Origin of the sequence: Tsukamurella soli, assembly GCF_039541155.1 — a bacterium.
In the GTDB taxonomy this organism is placed as follows: domain Bacteria; phylum Actinomycetota; class Actinomycetes; order Mycobacteriales; family Mycobacteriaceae; genus Tsukamurella; species Tsukamurella soli.
This window is the reverse complement of the sequence record NZ_BAABFR010000105.1, coordinates 1-16,860: the sequence shown is the minus strand read 5'-3', so window position 1 is coordinate 16,860 and position 16,860 is coordinate 1. Positions and strand designations below refer to the sequence as shown.

General features: G+C 71.4%; 18 protein-coding genes. 6 read left to right on the top strand and 12 right to left on the bottom strand.

What is annotated here, in order from left to right; all coding sequences use genetic code 11:
* From ABD908_RS22535 to ABD908_RS22515, 5 genes are all read right to left on the bottom strand, one after another.
* Positions 1–645: GntR family transcriptional regulator (locus ABD908_RS22535; RefSeq protein WP_345000236.1), on the bottom strand; the 645-nt coding region annotated here is incomplete at its 3' end.
* 41 nt (positions 646–686) lie between these two features.
* A complete protein-coding gene (locus ABD908_RS22530; protein WP_345000233.1) occupies positions 687–1,685 on the bottom strand; it encodes an isopenicillin N synthase family dioxygenase in 999 nt (332 codons plus the stop codon).
* A 36-nt stretch (positions 1,686–1,721) separates the two neighbouring features.
* A complete protein-coding gene (locus ABD908_RS22525; RefSeq protein WP_345000231.1) occupies positions 1,722–2,768 on the bottom strand; it encodes an isopenicillin N synthase family dioxygenase in 1,047 nt (348 codons plus the stop codon).
* The gene (locus ABD908_RS22520; protein WP_345000229.1) at positions 2,765–3,619 is read right to left on the bottom strand and encodes an ABC transporter permease; all 855 of its coding nucleotides are present in this window, start codon (positions 3,617–3,619) and stop codon (positions 2,765–2,767) included. The genes ABD908_RS22525 and ABD908_RS22520 overlap by 4 nt, the downstream gene beginning before the upstream one ends.
* Positions 3,616–4,389, bottom strand: coding sequence for an ABC transporter ATP-binding protein (locus ABD908_RS22515; RefSeq protein ID WP_345000227.1), 774 nt, complete (start codon positions 4,387–4,389; stop codon positions 3,616–3,618). The genes ABD908_RS22520 and ABD908_RS22515 overlap by 4 nt, the downstream gene beginning before the upstream one ends.
* A gap of 247 nt (positions 4,390–4,636) precedes the next feature.
* Between ABD908_RS22515 and ABD908_RS22510 the strand changes: the two genes are divergently transcribed.
* Together ABD908_RS22510 and ABD908_RS22505 are read left to right on the top strand one after the other, a co-directional pair.
* On the top strand, positions 4,637–5,809 hold the full coding sequence (locus tag ABD908_RS22510) for a nitrate ABC transporter substrate-binding protein (protein WP_345000225.1): 1,173 nt from the start codon (positions 4,637–4,639) through the stop codon (positions 5,807–5,809).
* A 2-nt stretch (positions 5,810–5,811) separates the two neighbouring features.
* Positions 5,812–7,212 (top strand): amidohydrolase family protein, encoded by a 1,401-nt coding sequence (locus ABD908_RS22505; protein ID WP_345000241.1) that lies wholly within the window; start codon positions 5,812–5,814, stop codon positions 7,210–7,212.
* 82 nt (positions 7,213–7,294) lie between these two features.
* Here ABD908_RS22505 and ABD908_RS22500 read toward each other — a convergent pair whose 3' ends face one another.
* Complete coding sequence (locus ABD908_RS22500; RefSeq protein WP_345000223.1) at positions 7,295–8,098, bottom strand: glutamate racemase; 804 nt, start codon at positions 8,096–8,098, stop codon at positions 7,295–7,297.
* 73 nt (positions 8,099–8,171) lie between these two features.
* Between ABD908_RS22500 and ABD908_RS22495 the strand changes: the two genes are divergently transcribed.
* A complete protein-coding gene (locus ABD908_RS22495; RefSeq protein ID WP_345000221.1) occupies positions 8,172–8,966 on the top strand; it encodes an SGNH/GDSL hydrolase family protein in 795 nt (264 codons plus the stop codon).
* Here the strand turns inward: ABD908_RS22495 and ABD908_RS22490 are convergent.
* Both ABD908_RS22490 and ABD908_RS22485 read right to left on the bottom strand, forming a co-directional pair.
* On the bottom strand, positions 8,959–9,792 hold the full coding sequence (locus ABD908_RS22490) for a transporter (RefSeq protein ID WP_345000219.1): 834 nt from the start codon (positions 9,790–9,792) through the stop codon (positions 8,959–8,961). The genes ABD908_RS22495 and ABD908_RS22490 overlap by 8 nt on opposite strands.
* 19 nt (positions 9,793–9,811) lie before the next feature.
* Positions 9,812–10,207, bottom strand: coding sequence for an ArsR/SmtB family transcription factor (locus ABD908_RS22485; RefSeq protein ID WP_345000218.1), 396 nt, complete (start codon positions 10,205–10,207; stop codon positions 9,812–9,814).
* Between the two features lie 60 nt (positions 10,208–10,267).
* On the opposite strand from ABD908_RS22485, the gene ABD908_RS22480 reads away from it, so the two are divergent.
* Positions 10,268–11,518: an MFS transporter gene (locus tag ABD908_RS22480; protein WP_345000217.1), complete on the top strand. Its 1,251-nt coding sequence runs from the start codon at positions 10,268–10,270 to the stop codon at positions 11,516–11,518.
* Here ABD908_RS22480 and ABD908_RS22475 read toward each other — a convergent pair.
* The 4 genes from ABD908_RS22475 to ABD908_RS22460 all read right to left on the bottom strand — a co-directional run bounded on the left by ABD908_RS22475 (position 11,501) and on the right by ABD908_RS22460 (position 14,687).
* A complete protein-coding gene (locus ABD908_RS22475; protein ID WP_345000215.1) occupies positions 11,501–12,757 on the bottom strand; it encodes a L,D-transpeptidase in 1,257 nt (418 codons plus the stop codon). The two genes, ABD908_RS22480 and ABD908_RS22475, sit on opposite strands and share 18 nt — an antisense overlap.
* Positions 12,758–12,850: 93 nt before the next feature.
* Entirely contained in the window at positions 12,851–13,492 is a 642-nt protein-coding gene (bluB, locus tag ABD908_RS22470) for a 5,6-dimethylbenzimidazole synthase (RefSeq protein ID WP_345000239.1), read from the bottom strand.
* Positions 13,492–14,055, bottom strand: coding sequence for a GNAT family N-acetyltransferase (locus ABD908_RS22465; protein WP_345000213.1), 564 nt, complete (start codon positions 14,053–14,055; stop codon positions 13,492–13,494). The genes bluB and ABD908_RS22465 overlap by 1 nt, the downstream gene beginning before the upstream one ends.
* Positions 14,056–14,084: 29 nt before the next feature.
* The gene (locus ABD908_RS22460; RefSeq protein ID WP_345000211.1) at positions 14,085–14,687 is read right to left on the bottom strand and encodes a TetR/AcrR family transcriptional regulator; all 603 of its coding nucleotides are present in this window, start codon (positions 14,685–14,687) and stop codon (positions 14,085–14,087) included.
* 163 nt (positions 14,688–14,850) lie between these two features.
* Here ABD908_RS22460 and ABD908_RS22455 point away from each other — a divergent pair, with 163 nt between their 5' ends.
* Complete coding sequence (locus tag ABD908_RS22455; RefSeq protein ID WP_345000209.1) at positions 14,851–15,972, top strand: alpha/beta hydrolase; 1,122 nt, start codon at positions 14,851–14,853, stop codon at positions 15,970–15,972.
* A 218-nt stretch (positions 15,973–16,190) separates the two neighbouring features.
* On the top strand, positions 16,191–16,860 hold a 670-nt coding region (locus ABD908_RS22450; RefSeq protein WP_345000207.1), incomplete at its 3' end, for a YoaK family protein.

Genomic DNA, 16,860 nt, shown 5'->3' with positions numbered 1-16,860 from the left:
CGCGAGGCGCCGCATCCGCACCGCCAGCGCCGCGACGTGCGCGACGGCCGCCCGCTCGGCCTCCGCCGCGTCGCCGATCTCGATCGCGCGCACGATCGCGGCGTGTTCGGCGACGGCGAGCGTGCGGCCACGGTCGTCCGACCACAGTCCCGAGTTGTACAGGTGCGCCTTCACGTCGAGCCGGTGCAGTGCGTCGCTCAGCGCCCGGTTGTCCGCGAGATCCCGAACGGCAGTGTGGAACTCGAGGTCGTGCCGGGCCTCGGCGAGCGCGTCCGCCGGCTCGGCGAGCCGGGCGGTCTGGCCCTCGACGTGCTCCGTGAGGCGCCGCACGTCGGCGGCGCTCGCGCGGAGCGTCGCCTCGCGCGCAGCGAGCCCGTCGAGCAACTCCCGGACCGCGAACACCCCGGCCATCTCCCGCTCGTCGACGTGCGCGACTCGCGCGCCGGCGTGCGGTGTGTGCACGGCCAGACCGTCGGCGACGAGCCGCTGCACCGAGTCTCGGACGGGACTGCGGCTCACGTCCAACTCCGCAGCGAGCGCGGGGACGCTCAACGCCGCTCCCGGGGCCAGCTCGCCGGTGAAGATGCGGTCCAACAACTGCTTGTAGACAGCCTCCCCCAGAAGCGATTCCGCACCGCCGGACACCAGGACGGATCTCCTTCCGCGCCCCAGTGTGGCGGGGGCGCTCACCGCTTCGGGCGGGCGTAGTTCGCCGCGACCCGCTGTCGAAGGTACTCGGCGGCGGTGATGGGCGGGTAGGTGCCGTTCGGTGGGGCGATGACCACGTCGCGGTTGGCCTGTGCGAAGAACGGGATCGAGTACCGGGGGCCGGTGTACTCGCCGGTGCCGGGCACCCGCACGCGGTGGAAGTTCGAGATCAGGGCGTCGTCGCTCCACCGCATCAGCATGTCGCCGATGTTGCAGGTGATCGCGTCGTCGGACGGCGTCACCGGCGTCCACTCCTGGGCGTCGGCCTCGCGGCCCGGGCACACCTGCAGCCCGCTCTGCCCGTCCCGCTGGAACAGCAGTGTGAGGCAGTCGAAGTCGGTGTGTGCACCCGCCCGCCAGGTACCGGGGCGCCCGCGCAGCTCCTCCGGCAGCGCGTAGTAGTGGATCAGCCGCAGCGTCGACTGGTACGCCTCGGACGTCGGATCGTGGGCGCCTGCGAAGAAGTCGCGCTCGAAACCGAGTCGATCGGCGAAGCAGGAGAGCACCCACATCGCGAGCTCCCAGCATCGGGACTCGAAGTCCGACATGAACTCCCGGAATCCGGGGAGGTCCGCCTCGGCCGGCCACAGCCCGGCCATGTTCGGGCGGGTCATCTGGTACGACTCCTTCTGGTCGGGCGTGCCGACCGAGGGACGTACCTGGCTCGAGTACTCCCATCCCGCGTTGAGCGGCTTGTCCAGGGGCACCGCGGCCTTGGTCTCGACAGGCAGGGCGAAGAACTCCGCGGCGCGCGCGAACGCGGTGTCCACCGCGTCCTGCGGGATGCCGTGGTTCACCAGCTGGAAGAACCCGATCTCGGTGGCCGCATGCCACAGCTGGTCCGTGATCTCGGCCCGCCTCGCCTCGCGGTCGGAGAGGTCGATACGGGGCACGCTGCGGCCGGCGGTCTCGACACCGAGGCCGCCCATGCGGGCCTCTTTGTCGAGCTCGCCCATGCTGTATGCGGGGGTGGTCATGTGTGGATCCTCCTGTGGGATATGGGATTCGATGAGTCAGGCGCCCGCAGACAGGACGCGGGCGGCCTCCCGGGACGCACCGGTGGGCGCGGTGCCGGTCTTCATGCCGGCCAGCTTGGCATCCAGGTGGGCGGCGACGGTGATGGGCGGGTACGCCTCCGTACCGGGTTCGACGGTGCCGGGCAGTGGCGAGATCACCGCGTCGTGGTTGCCGTCGAAGAAGAAGGCCGCGGAGCGACGGCGCTCGATGCGTCCGTCGACGACGGGCGGGTCGACCCGATGCAGCGTGGAGCGCCACCGGTCGTTGGTCCAGCGAGCGAACGCGTCGCCGAGGTTGATCAGGAACGCGCCCTCGGCCGGCATCACCGGGTGCCAGCGCGTGTCCTCGCCGAGCACCTCGAGTCCGGCGACGCGATCCGCCCAGAGCACCGTGAGGATGCCGAAGTCGGTGTGTGCGCCCATGCCGGTGAGCGGACCGTCCAACTCGATCGCGCCCGGTGCCAGCGCGTAGTTGTTCATCTTCAGCGCGTCGATGGAGTGGTCCACCATGTGCGCGAAGTGATCCGGGCCCAGCCCCAGCGCATCCGAGCACGCCCGTAGCACCGCGCGCGACAGGCCGGTCACCGCTTTCCAGTACACCTCGATCGCGGTTCGGAAGCCGGTCGGCTCCGGCCACGTGTTGGCCGCGTAGGCCTCCTCCGGCAAGGTGGTCCCCGGGTAGGCCGCCACGTCGGTACCCACGGTGAACGCCTCGTAGAAGTCGTTCATCCGATTCGCGGGTGCCACACCGAGACTCATGCTGAGCGCTTCCGACTTCGGCGGCGAGTAGCCGCGGTTGGCCCCCGGCCGACGGTAGCGGCTCTTGACCTCGAGGGGCTGCTCGAAGAACGAGTCCAGCGCGCCGGCGAGGCCTGCGATCGCCGCGTCCGGGACGCCGTGCCCGGTGATCTGCATGAATCCGACTGTGCGGCAGGCTTCGTCGATCCGCGCCGCGACATCCGCGCAGGCGGGGTCGACCGCCGACGACGCGGTCGGATCGAGGTACGGGGTGATGTCGATCGTGGGGATCTCGAATTCGCTCATCGTGTTCCTCCTGAGGTGTGCCAACGTCCTACCGCGAGTCGGGAGACGAGAGAGCAGCCGGCGAACACCACGACGCCGAACAGCGCGGCGAGCACGATCGCGGCGATCAGGTCGGTCGAACGCAGCTGGGCCCGGTAGTCGTCCATGAGCGTGCCGATGCCGGGCTGCCCCTGAGCGAAGAACATGTCACCGATGATCGCGCCGATCACCACCTGTCCCGATGAGATGCGCAGGCCGGTGAGGATGGACGGCAGCGCCGCAGGGAGTTCCAGCCGAACCAGCCGTTGTAGCCGGGACGCGCGTCCCAGAGTGAACAGCTCATGCAAGCCGGGATCCACCGATCGGAAGCCGAAGTGGGTGTTGGTGATGATCGGGAAGAGGGCGATCATCACGCACACCGCGACCCGCGAGGTGGAGCTGAAGCCGAACCACAGACCGATCAGCGGGGTGATGGCGAGGATCGGAACCACCTGCAGCACAACGGCGTACGGGAAGATCGCGCGCTCCAGCCACCACGCCTGGCTCATCAGCGCACCGATCGCCACCCCGATCACGATGGCCAGCACGAAGCCGACGGCGGCGACGCGCACGGTGACGCCGAGGGCGGTGAGCATCGGGGCGAGGTGCGAGGGCACCAGCAGCGACTCGGTGAGCACCACATGCGGCGCCGGAAGCAGGAACCGTCGTTCCGGACTGAGCACGAGATACGTCACCGCATACCAGATCCCGATCCCAGCCGCGATCGCCACGACCCCCACCGCGGAGCGACGCACCCGCGACCCGAAGACCCGCGGCCGGCGCGCGGCGCCCTCCGCGACCCGGACGGCGGGCAGGCTCAACGCGGCGCTCATGCGACACCCCGCAACAGCTCGGAGACCTGAGCAACCTTCTCGGTGTACTCGGGGGCGAACCGCAGCCGGGGCTCACGCGGGCGCGGCAGATCGATGTCGACCTCGGCCGCGATCCGCCCGGGCCGTGCGGACATCACGATCACCCGGTCGGCGAGCAGAACCGCCTCGGAGACCGAGTGCGTGACGAACAGCGCCGTGAATCCGGCGCGGTCGAACAGGCTCAGCAGTTGCAGCTGCATCTCCTGGCGCGTCAGCTCATCCAGCGCACCGAAGGGCTCGTCGAGCAGCATGAGCTCGGGCTCGAGCGCGAGGGCCCGTGCCAGCGATACGCGCATCCGCATCCCGCCGGACAGCGCCTTCGGCAACTGGTCGGCGAACTCGTCGAGTCCGACCGCAGCCAGGGAGTCCGCGACGCGAGCGCGCCGCTCGGCGGCGGGCAGGCCGGCCAGCTCCACGAGCAGGGCGGCGTTGCGCCGCACCGACGCCCACGGCATCAGGGTCGCCTCCTGGAAGATGAACCCCGCGGAGGCCGTGGCTACGGCGACGGCACCGTCGGACGGCTGCTCGAGCCCGGCCGCGAGCCGCAGCAGCGTGGACTTGCCGCAGCCGGACGGGCCGACGATGGCGACGAACTCGCCGCGGCGCACGCGTAGCGACACGGACGCCAGCGCCGTTGTGCCGGTGGGATAGGTCATGGACACCTCGTGGAACGACACCTGGTCGTCCTGGGTGAGGTGCCGCGCGTCGACGTCGTTCCTGGTGTCGACCAACGGGGCGAAGGATGGCAAGACGGGTACCTCCGTAGGTAAGGATCGCGAGCAGATTTGTCTCGCCGTGTGCAACCAGGCTGCCAATTGCATGTAATCGTTGTGAGATCCATTCCATGAAGTTCGTGTTACATGCATCCCCCGGACTTGCGGTGGCGCGCGCAGTGGGTGACGGTTGACGCGTTCCCGCCGCCCCCGATGCCCCGGCGCACCGGGCTCGCTGCCCCACATCCCCATCGCAGGAGACTCGATGTCCCCCACCCCTGATCGAATCGTGCGCCGCGCCGCCGCCCTCGCCGCCGCGGCCGTGGCCGGCGTCGGCACCCTCGCCGCGTGCGGCTCATCCACCACGACGGCCGCGTCGGTCTCGCTCGCGGCTGCGCCGGAAGCGCAGCAGCTCGCAGCCGTGTGCCCGGCCACGCTCACCGTGCAGCTGCAGTGGCAGCCGCAGGCCGATATGGGAGCCCTGTTCCAGATGCTCGGCCCGGACTACACCGTGGACACGGCCACCAAGTCGATGACCGGCACATTGGTGGCCGGCGGCAAGAGCACCGGTATCAAGCTGAAGCTCAAGGCAGGTGGATCGGCGATCGGCTTCCAGTCGGTGGCGTCCGAGATGTACATCGACCCGTCGATCGACCTCGGCCTGGTGCACGGCGACCAGATCGTGGCGGCCAGCGGCGACCAGCATGTCGTCGGCGTGGCACCGCTGCTCACCCACAATCCCGCGATCCTGATGTGGGACCCGGCCAAGCACCCCGGTCTGACCCTGAAGGGGCTCGCCGCGTCCAATGCGACGGTGGTCGTGGACAAGTCGCAGACGTTCCCGACGTGGCTGGTGGCCAAGGGGTTCATCAAGAAGAGCCAGCTCGACACCAGCTACGACGGCAGCCCCGCGCGGTTCGTCGGCGATTCGTCGATCGTGCAGCAGGGCTACGCCGACGCCGAGCCGTGGGAGTACGAGCACAACACGCCCGCCTGGGACAAGCCCGTCGCGTACGGGCTGCTGTCCGAGCTCGGCTTCGACCCGTACGCGTCCAACCTCTCGGTGCGCGCCGACCGGCTGCAGAAGATGGCCCCGTGCCTGAAGAAGCTGGTGCCCATCGTGCAGCAGGCCGACGTCGACTACGTGACCTCGCCCGCCGACACGAACAAGAAGATCGTCGACATCGTCTCGAAGGACTCGACGTACACCCCGTACAAGATCGAGGAGGCCGACTACGCCGCCGGGATCCTGAAGTCCAAGGGGCTGATCGAGAACGAGAACGGCTCGGTCGGCACGTACGACCCGAAGCGCACCGCCGCGTTCGTCGCCGACGTCGCGCCCCTGCTGGCGGCGCAGGGCGCGAAGGTCGATCCGAAGGTCGACCCCACCACCCTGTTCGACCCCGAGTTCGGCGACCGCTCGATCGGCATCAAGTGAGCCTGCGGCTCGCGCCCCGGCCGCGACCCGTCCACACCGTCTCCGATGTCACGGTGTGGACGGGCGCCGGCTGGCAGGCGCATGTGGACGTCGCTCTGGCGGATGGCGTGGTCGACGAGGTCCGGGACCACACGCCCGCGTCCGGTCCCGACGGTGCCGGCGTGCTCGAGGATCCCGGCGTGCTCGACGGCTCCGGCGCCTACCTGATCCCCGGCTTCGCCAACACCCACACCCACGTTCAGCAGTCGCTGTGCCGCGGGGTCGGCGAGGGGCGTCCGCTCCTGGAATGGCTGCTCGCGGTGGGCGAGTCGATGAACGCCGTGACCCCCGAGCGTGCGTACGTCGCCACCGCCGCGGCCGCCCTCGAGGGGTTGCTGAGCGGCGCGACCACGCTGGTCGAGCACATGTGGCCGAATCCGTCGGCGGAGGTGCACGACGCGGTGCTGGCTGCGCTCGACGACGTGGGTGTCCGCGCGGTCCTCGGCCGTGGCGTGGCCGACCGCGCCGACCCGAGCCGCAGGTGGGGCTTCGATCCCAGGCTCATGCAGTCGCTGGACTCCGCCTTCGCGGACGTCGACCGACTGCGCGGCGCCTCGGGTGAGCGCGTGACGCTGGGGCTCGCGGTCCCCAACCCACGCTCGCTCACCATCCCCGGCATGCGCGCGGCCGCCGCCTTCGCCGCCGAGCGGGACCTCACGGTGATGATCCACCTCTCCGAGACGGGCACGGACGACGCGATGTGCCGCGAGCACACCGGAATGTCGGCGATCGACTACCTCGCCGAAGGCGGGCTGATCGGCGAGCGGCTGCTCGCGGTGCACGGCGTCGAGCTGGACGCCGCGGCGCGCCGGACGCTCGCCGCCGCCGGTGCCGCCGTGTCGTGGAATCCGGTGTCCAACATGCGGCTCGGCTCCGGCGTCGCACCCGTGACCGAGCTACTCGCCGCGGGCGTCGCCGTGGGCCTCGGGGTCGACGGAGCCGGCTCCAACGACCGGCAGGACATGCTCGAGACGCTGCGGGCGGGGGCGTACGTGCAGCGCGCGCACGCCCGGCGCGCGGACCTGTTCGACACCGCGGCGATGCTGGCGATCGCGTGCGACGGCGCCGCGCGGGCGCTGGGCCAGCCCGATCCCGCCGCACCCGGCGGCGTAGCCCCCGGGAGACTGGCGGATCTGACGCTGCTGCGCTTCGAGCGGGACTTCGCGTGCCTGCCGGTGTCCGATCCGGGTGCGTCGCTGCTGACCTGCGGCACACCGCGGATCGTGGACACCGTGCTGGTGGGAGGCGAGGTAGTGGTCGCCGACGGGCGCAGCACCCGCATCGACGTCGAGGCACTGACCCGCGCGCTGCTCGCGGCGGGTGGGCCACAGAGGGTGCCGGAAAAGGCGGGAACCCTGAAATGACTACTGACCGCAGCGATGGGGGTCAGCTGCGGTCAGTGCCCTATCAGGATAACAGAGCCATAACAGGAGTGCACAGGCCCTGTCACGATATTTTCTCAGCCGGATCGCATCGCGACAGCAGCAGGCGACCGGCCGGGTAGGCGGCGAGCTGCGGCGGCAGCGTCCCGGGGCGGCCCGACTCGATCACCGCCACCACGGCACCGGGGCGCCCCCCGGAGACGCCGTGGGGAGCGAGGCCGAGGCGGCGCAGGGTCTGCCGGGCGACCGGCTCGGGTGAGTCGAACACCTGCGGCTCGCGGCCGGTGCGGGCGGCGAGCGCGGCGACGATCTCGTCCCGGACCAGTCCGTAGTGCGTGCAGCCGAGCACCACCGACTCGGTGTCGGCGGGGGTGGCGGCCGCGGCCCGCGCGATCGCGTCGGCGACGAGCGAACTGCTCCCCGAGTCGATGGCCTCCGCAAGGCCGTAGCAGGGGATGCGGTGCGCCAGCTCGGGCGACGCGAAGCGTGCGATCAGCCCGGTCTGGTAGTCGCTGACGGTGGCGGCGGCCGTGGCCCACACCGCGAACGGGCGGCCGGTGGCGCCGGCCGGGCGGATCGCCGGCACCACGCCGATCACCGGGATACCGGGCTCGAAGCGCGCGCGGGCGGACTCGAGCGCGTACATCGAGCCCGTGTTGCACGCGATCACGATCGCGTCCACGTCGTGCCGCGCGCAGGCGGACGCCACGGTGACGATCCGTTCGGCGATCTGGTGGGGCTCGAGCAGCCCGTAGGGCATGTAGTCGGGGTCACGGGCCAGCACCAGCTCGAGGTCGGGGCGCATCCGCGCCAGGGCCGCCGCGTAGGCGACCATGCCCAGCCCCGAGTCGATCACCGCCACACGCACGGCGCCGATTCTATCGCCGGGCCGAAAGGTGGATTCCAGAGCTGCCATTGCACGCGCTGCGCACAATGGAGGCGTGACCGACGTTCGCTCCATCGCCGCGCTCGGCAGCTCGTTCGCCGCGGGGCCGGGGATCACGCCCATCGTCGACCGTGCGGCACGCAGGTCGGGCCGCAACTATCCACACCTGGTGGCCGGCGCCCTCGGGGCGCGGCTCACCGATCTGACGGTGTCCGGTGCCACCACCGAGACCATCCTGTCGCGTCCGCAACGGGTCTTCCGCCACGTCTTCCCGCCGCAGATCGACGGCGTGCCGCGGGACGCCGACCTGGTGACCATCACAGTGGGCGGCAACGACCTCGGCTACGCCGGCGCGATGCTCCGCCTCGGCATCGCCGCGCGCCTCGACTCCGATCCGTTCACCCGGCCGGTGGGCGCACTGCTGCGCCGCGGGGCAGCGCCAGCGGGGTCGGTCGCCGACGTCGAGCGGGCGGGCGCGGGCCTGGCCCGGATCGTCGGCGCCGTGCGGGATCGCGCACCGGACGCGCGGGTCCTGCTCGTGGACTATCCGACGGTGCTCGGGGACGACACCGTCCGCGGCCCTGCGGCTCCGTTCGACGAGATCACACGAGAGGCGCTGCGCCGCCTGGGTTCCCGCGTCGATCAGGTGTTCGCGACGGCCGCCGACACCTCGGGCGCCGAACTGGTGCGCGCGTCGGAGGCGAGCCGCGCGCACGCGCTGGGCAGCGCGGAGCCGTGGGTGACGGGCCTGCCCGAACGACTGCGCGATCTGCGGACGACGATGCCGTACCACCCGAACGCGACCGGCATGGCCGCGGTCGCCGACCTGATCCTGGCCCTGCTCAGCTGACCAGCCGGTCGTGATAGACCGCCGCACCGACCACACTGTGGCTCTTGCGGTTGAGTCGGGCGATCAGTACCGCCGGCGCGCCGTCGACGGTGCACGTGGCCGTGACCGTGTCGCCGGCCGCGATCACCTTGGTGAGATCGGTCGGCACGATCCCGCCCAGCAGGCGGACGGCCACCTCGTCACCCCTGGCCGACCGCGAGACCAGTTGCCGCACGGCGTCTTTCCCCCTCGGACCCACACTGAAGGCGGCCGCGGCGAAGCGGGCGGTCCCCGTCGCGCCGAGGTGCCGCAGCATGCGCGCGCCCATGCCGATCCCCCCGGTGACGTTCGCAACGCAGGGCCGCGCGAGTCCGGCCACGACGGCTGCGGGTTCCCAGTGCGCCGCCATGCGCCGGATGCGCCACCCGCCGTCGGCCCCCGTCGCCCCGGCCGAGGCGGGCCCGGACAGGCTCGGCTCGAAGGGGGTCATCTCGTACAGGATGTGCAGCGGCGTCGAGACCGTCGCGCCGCTCGCCATCGTGGTGGTGATCGTGGCGTCGCGGACGATGTGGTGGCCGCGCCGGAAGTCTGCGCGGACATCGAACACGATGTCGTTGGCCGCGATGAACGCGTCCCAGAACCGCGAGAGCGGGCCGTTGCCGCGCTCGCCCGACCGGCGGTCGTACACCCCGCCGAGCACGGGCCGACTGCCGACGGGGTCCTCGAGGATGTGATCGGGCGCGAACAGGTCGAGCCAGCGCTGCTTGTCGTGCGCGGCGACCGCGGCAGGCGAGGCGGCCACCACCGCGAGCATCTCCTGCGCGGAGCGCGCCGGGTCGGGTGTCACCTCCACGATGATACGAGCGTCAGCGCTCGCCGTCGGCCGCGGCGACGATCGCGCCCAACAGCCCGGGGTAGGCGGCCTCGACCCGGTCGACTCGCAGCCGCTGGTAGGTCACGCCGCCGCGGGTCTCGCGGTCGGTGATCCCGGCCTCCCGCAGGATCTTGAAGTGGTGACTCGCGGTCGCCTTGGTGACCCCTTCGTACAGCTGGGCGCACGCCACGGGACCGCCGGCGCTGTGCAGGCGTCGCACCATCTCGAGCCGGACGGGGTCCGCGAGCGCGGCGAGCACCGCCTGCAGGCCGCGGACGGTGGCCTGTGTGGGCCCGGACTCGGCGCGCTCGGGAGCGGCGGGGGTAGCCGGAGTGGCCGATGTGGTCGACATGGGAATGAATCCGTTCCGCTCGGGTTTGATGTTCATCGAACCGACTCGTACGGTCGGACCTAGTTCGATCGATATCAAACCTACCCGGAGGAATCGATGAGCACCACCTGCATCGCCCCGACCGCATCGGACGTCCGGCTGTCCACGCACCCGCAGCGCTGGGCGTACGGGCTCCTGCTGGCGCTGCTCGCGCTGGCCCTCGGCGTCTCGGCGCTGCCTTCTCCGCTGTACCCGATCTACCAGGCGCAATGGCACCTGACCCCGCTCTCGACCACGATCGTCTTCGCGGTCTACGCCGTGGGCGCGCTGGGAGCGACGCTCACGGCGGGTCCGATCTCGGACTCGATCGGGCGCAAGCCGGTGCTGCTCGCGGCGGTCGGCACGATCGCCGTCGGCATGGTGATCTTCCTGCTGGCCGGCGCCGAGTGGGAGCTGCTGGTCGCGCGCTTCCTGCACGGCGCCGCGATCGGCTCGATCACCGTGGTCGCGGGCGCCGCGCTGCTCGACGTGCGGCCCCACGACGGCGCCGGCAACGGCATGCGCGCGGGCGTCGCGCTCAACGTCGGCATGGTCCTGACGGTGCTCGGTGCGTCGTTCGCCGCGCAGTGGGCGCCCGCCCCGCTGCGCACGCCGTTCATCATCGTCGGCCTGGTATGCGTCGTGGCGCTGGTGGCCGTGGCGCTGATGGCGGAGCCGCACACGGCTCCCACGCATGCCCCGATCCGGTTCCGCCGGCCGTCGGTGCCGGGGGAGATCGCGGGCGATTTCCTGTTCTCCGGCGCCGGGATCCTGTCGGCCTGGTCGGTGCTGGGCGTGTTCCTCAGCCTGTACCCGGCGCTCGCCGGTCAGACGACCGGTGTCCATTCGGTGGTGTTCGGCGGCGGTGTGGTTGCGCTCATGGCCGGCACCGCGGCGGCGACGCAGTGGCTCGGCGGCCGATTCCCCGCCCTGCCGACGGCGATCGCGGGCGACGCGGGGATGGTCGTCGCGCTGGCGCTCGCCGTCACCGCGGTACGCACGGGGTCGTGGCCGCTCGTGCTCGCCGACTCGGCGCTGCTGGGGATGACGTTCGGGCTGGCGTTCGGCGGCTCGCTACGCCACCTGGCGGCGGTCACGCCGGGGCACGCGCGTGGCCGGGTGATGAGCGCCTTCTACCTGCTGGGTTACCTCGCCATGGGGGTGCCGACGGTGATCGCCGGGTATCTGTCCACGGTGTACTCCACGCGCGCCGTGTTCCCGTGGTTCGCCGCGGGCGTCGCGGTCGCGTGCGCGGCGGCGGGCACGATCGGCGTCATCGCGTCGCGGCCCTTCGGCGCACGGGCAGCGACGTCACGTTCCGGGCGGTAGGGCACTCCCGGCGACCCAGGTCGCCCACGGCACCGACCAGTCGCCGTTCTGGTACAGCTGCAGCGGCGCGCCGCCGGTATTGCGGACCTCGACCACGTCGCCGGGGACGCTGAGGTTGTAGAACCACTCCGCGTTGGCCTGGTTGAGATTCAGGCAGCCGTGCGATGTGTCCGTGTTGCCCTGCGCCCACACCGTGGTGTCGAGCTCGTGCAGGTAGATGCCGTCGTTGCTGATCCGGGTGGCCCAGTTGATGGCCTCCCGGTAGCCCAGCCGCGAGTTGATCGGCAGTCCGTAGGTGGAGGAGTCCATGATCACCGGGTTGGACTTGTCGAGCACGGTGTAGATGCCGCGCGGGGTCCAGAAGGTGAGCGTCTGGCCGTTGATCACCTGGGTGCCGCCCTCCCCCATGGAGGTCGGCATGCTGCGCACCATCTGGCCGTTCACAAACACCTGGACCTGCTTGGTGTCGTCGTCCGCGATGCTCACGTGCGACTCGCCGATGGTGATGCCGATCGACTGGTCCTCCTGGCCCCACAGGCCGGGACTGACCTCCTTGCCGAACACAGCGGCCGTCACCGCGATCCGGGTCCCGGGCGTGTAGTAGTTCTGCGGCCGCCAGTGCAGCGCCGAGTCGGTGGCCCAGTACCAGGCGCCCGCGACGTGCGGCGTGGTCTCGACGGTGAGCGTCTTCTGCGCCGCGGCACGGTCACTGATGGCCTCGTCGAAGTGCACCACGATCACCTGCCCCACCCCATAGGTGGCGCCGTCGGCGAGTGAGTTACCGGACGTGTTCTCGAAGTACGGCAGCGTCATGTTAGGGGGCTTGACGGTGGTGAAAGTGGCCGTCTTGGTGCGCTGCTTGCCCAGCGTCTCGTAGTGGACGGTGGCGGTGTACGCCGTGTCGTACGCGAGCGGCGCGGTGGACTTCCAGGTCAGCCGGTCCGGCGACAGCGTGCCCTGCAGCTCGACGCCCTTGGGGTCGATCACGGTGACCGTGTCGAACGTCGCCTTCTGGATGCCGATCGAGATCGGGGTCAGGGGCGGTACACCGGTGGCCTGGTCGCCGGGGGCGAACGTGACCAGAGCCGGATCGGGCTGTTCGGTGGTGGTGGCGGCGGTCGGCGCCGCGGGCCGCTTCCCGGACTTCGGCTGCGGTGGCTGCCCGATCGTGCAGGCAGCCGCGGGGACCGCCGCGGCGACGCCGATCAGGACGCTGCGCCGGTTGACCCTCGTTCCCATGTACCCCTCAGTCCCGCCTGCCGGTGTTCGGAAGTGCGTTTCGTAGTCTACCGAGCAGCACTCGAGACACGCTCTGCGGCGACCCGCGGCGGGTTACGGATAGGTCTCGATCTTGTGCCGCCCGAACCTCTCCCGGTGAACCGCGTCACTCAGCGGACGGCGATCGCGCCAACCGAATCGTTCGAGGTCGGGGACCCGCTGGAACTCGGTGACCGGGCCCACACACAGCCACGCCACGATGTGTACCCCCGCGGGCACGCCGACCAGCTCACGCACCGTGTCCTCGTGGTAGAAGGACACCCACCCGACCCCGATGCCCTCGGCGGTCGCGGCCAGCCACAGGTTCTGGATCGCCAGCGCGACGGACAGGTGGCCGGTCTCGTCGACCGTGTGGCGGCCGAGGATGTTCGGCCCACCGCGGGTGGGGTCGTAGGTGACGACCACGCCGGTCCCCGAGCTCTCGATCCCCTGGACGTTGATCGGGTTGAAGGTGTCGCGCCGATCCTGCGGCAGCGAGTCGGCGAAGTCGGTGCGGCACCTGTCGACGTGCTCCGCGAACGCCTTCAGCGACGCGGGCTCCTGCACGACCACGAAGTCCCACGGCTGCGTGTTCCCCACGCTGGGCGCGCTGTGCGCCGCGCCGAGCAGCCGCACCAGGGTGCCGTCGTCGATCACCTCGCCGCTGAACTCGTTGCGGACGTCCCGGCGCGCGGCGATGGCCGCGAACACGTCCATCATCGGGCCACCCCGTTCGGGGCCTGCGCAGCGAGGGCCTCCAGCGCGTCGCCGGTGAGCCGTTGCACCGTCCACTCGTCCTGCCCGACGGCGCCGATCGAGCGGTAGAACCCGATCGCCGGGGCGTTCCAATCCAGCACCGACCACTCGCAGCGGCGGTAGCCACGCTCGACGCATACCGCGGCGAGGGTCGCGAGGAGCCCCTTTCCGTGCCCACCGCCGCGGGCGTGCGGGCGGACGTAGAGGTCCTCGAGGTAGACACCGAACGTGCCGGTCCAGGTGGAGAAGTTGCGGAACCACAGGGCCATGCCGACGACCGCACCGTCCGCCCCGGCACCGTCCGCCCCGGCACCGTCCGCCCCGGCACCGTCCGCCCCGGCACCGTCCGCCCCGGCACCGTCGACGGCGACGTGGGCGAAGACCGCCGGATGCTCTCCGAACAGTGCGTCGTGCAGCTGCTCCGCGGTGGCCTGCGCGGCGTCCGGCTCACGCTCGTACTCGGCGAGCTCGCGGATCATGGCCAGGATCTCGGGGACGTCGGCTTCGGTGGCAGCGCGGATCACAGAGTGCAGCGTAGGGCAGGCGCGAGGACTTATACGGGACCGGTCCCGTGCGCGGTGATGGCCGGCATGAGGCATTCACGCACGACGCTGCGAGCGGTGAACGGGTCGTCGGGCGTGATCAGGCCGTCGGGCGCCAGGCACACCGAGTGCCCGACCCGCGCGAAGATCTCGGCGACCGGGTTGGGGTCGAAGCGGGGCAGCGCGCCGGTCTCCTGGAACCGCAGGATGATGTTGGCGGCGAACGTCCGGCCGATCTCGATCAGCAGGGCGCCGCCCTGCGCGATCATCGGCAGGCCGACGACCACGTTGCCGTCGCCGATGCCGCGGATCAGCGGGCGGCGGTGGGCCTCGGTGAGGAACGCCACGAAGCCCTCGGTGAGCGCCTCCTCGACGGTCGGCAACCCCACGATCTGCTGCTCGATCACCCGAAGCAGCTGCTCCGCCTCGTACCGGATCGCCTGCTGCACAAGGTTGTCCTTGCGGTTGAAGCGGCGGTACACGGTGGCCACGCCGATACCCGCGAGGTTCGCGACGTGCTCCATCGTGGTGCGGGCGATCCCGACGCTGCCGATGCTCGAGACGGCCGCGGTCAGGATGCTCTGCGCAGTCGCGTCGTGCTTCGCCGGGCTCACGTCTATGGATAGTAGTGTGCGCGTCTGATTCGCTCATGACGGCTCCGTGCGCCACGCCCTATCGGCGAGGCATCCACGTCGCGCAGCGGGAGCACACAGCGTCGCCGCGAGCGCCGAAACGCAGGCGGGTCCGGCGGGCGCCGCCGAGAACTATGGTCGGCGTATGGTCTCGATTCCGCGTCTCCCCTCCCCCGCCCACATCCTGAAATCCGCGGCGACCGCCGTCCCCCTGCCCGTGTTGGCCGCATCCGTGCGGGCCGCCTTCGCCCTCCCCGCCCCTGCTCGCCGGGCTCTCGGCTCGCCGCGTTCCGTCGATGGCCGCGAGCTGAGCCTCGACTCGCAGACCGTGCTGAGCCTGCTGCGCATGCAGGGTGTCGACGGCCTGCTCGGCGACGAGACCGTCGCCGAGGCGCGGGCCGGCACCGTCCGGCTGTCCCGGGCGGTCGGTGGCAGACCCGACCCGCGCATGGTCGTGCGGTCCGTCACCGTCGACGGCGCGGACGGGCCCCTGCCTGCGCGACTGTTCACGCCGGCCGCGCTGCCCGCGATGTCGCCGCTGATCGTGTACTTCCACGGCGGCGGCTTCGTGGTGGGCGATCTCGACTCGCACGACGCGCCGTGCCGACTGCTCGCCGAGGCGACGGGCGCCCGGGTGCTGTCGGTGGACTACCGCCTGGCGCCCGAGCACCCGTTCCCGGCGGCGCCCCTGGACGCCGTAGCGGCCACGGCGTCGGCGATCCGCGACGCCGAGCAGCTGGGCGCGGACCCCGCCGCCGTCATCGTCAGCGGCGACAGCGCGGGCGGCAACCTCGCCGCGGTGGTGTCCCGCGAGATGACGCTCGCGGGCGGCCCGAAGCCGGCGGCGGCCCTGCTGTTCTACCCGGTCACGGGCGACGATCCCGCCAACCTCAGCCGGCACGAGTTCGCCTCCGGGTACTTCCTGACGCTCACAGACATCGAGCGGTTCGACTCGTTGTACCTGCCCGACCCGGCCGATCGCACCGACCCGCGGTACGACGTGCTGCACGCCGACGCCCCGGCCGACCTGCCGCCGACCCACGTGGTGACGGCGGGCTTCGACCCGCTGCGGGACGAGGGCCTCGCGTATGCCGAACGGCTGCGCGCCGCCGGCGTGCCAGTGACATCGGTCACGGTGGACGGCGCGATACACGGATTCGTCAACATGATCGGCGTCAGCGAAGAGGCACGTCATGCGGTGATCGCCGGGGCGACGGCGGTCCGGGCACTGCTGAGCGATTCCGGCGGCGATGCCCTGAAAGCCTGACACGCCCGAAACACGTTCTCGGCGAAATAGTGGCGCCCCGCCCCGGGGAACGCTTATTGTTGGAGGTGCGCGCCGCCATATGACGTCTCCCCCCACGTCGGCGGGCGCAATGATTGAGCCTTGATATCGGTTCCCCCTCCTCCCCCCATTTCGGGAACCGATATCAAGGCCTTTCTCTTTCTCGCGTCTCCCTCTCGCACTCCCCGCAGGAGCCACCGATGCTGGGCACCCACCTCACGGACGCCGGACGCCTGGTCTGGCCGCGCGCCGGTGATCCCCACGGCCCACTGCCCCCCATGCTGCTGCTCCTCACCCTCGTCACCGGGCTGGTCGACGCGTTCAGCTACCTCTCGCTCGGCCACGTCCTGGTGGCGAACATGACCGGGAACGTGGTGTTCACCGGCTTCGCGCTGGGCGGCGCGGCGGGCTTCGTGTGGTGGGCCGCGCTCGTGGCGGTCGCCGCGTTCCTGTTCGGCGCGTGGTGCGGGGGGCACGTGCACGCGCGGCTCGGTGCGCACCGCGGACGGCATCTGGGCGCGGCCGCGGCGCTCGAACTGCTGCTGGTCGGCGTGGCGTGGATCGCGAGTCTCGTCCTGGCCCAGCCGTACCGGCAGTGGTCGCTGGCTGCGCTGGTGATCCTGCTCGGCGTCGCGCTCGGACTGCAGAACGCGACCGCGCGGGCGCTGGCGGTCCCCGACCTCACCACCACGGTGCTCACGCTGACGCTCACCGGGATCGCCGCCGACGCCACCCGCGGCGGCAGCCGGTGGGGGCGTCGAGTCGTGCCCGTCGCTGCGATGTTCGTCGGCGCCCTCGCCGGAGCGGCGCTGGTGACCGGGGGGCACCCCGCGGTCACCCTGGGCGTCGCGGCCGCGCTCCTCGCCGTCG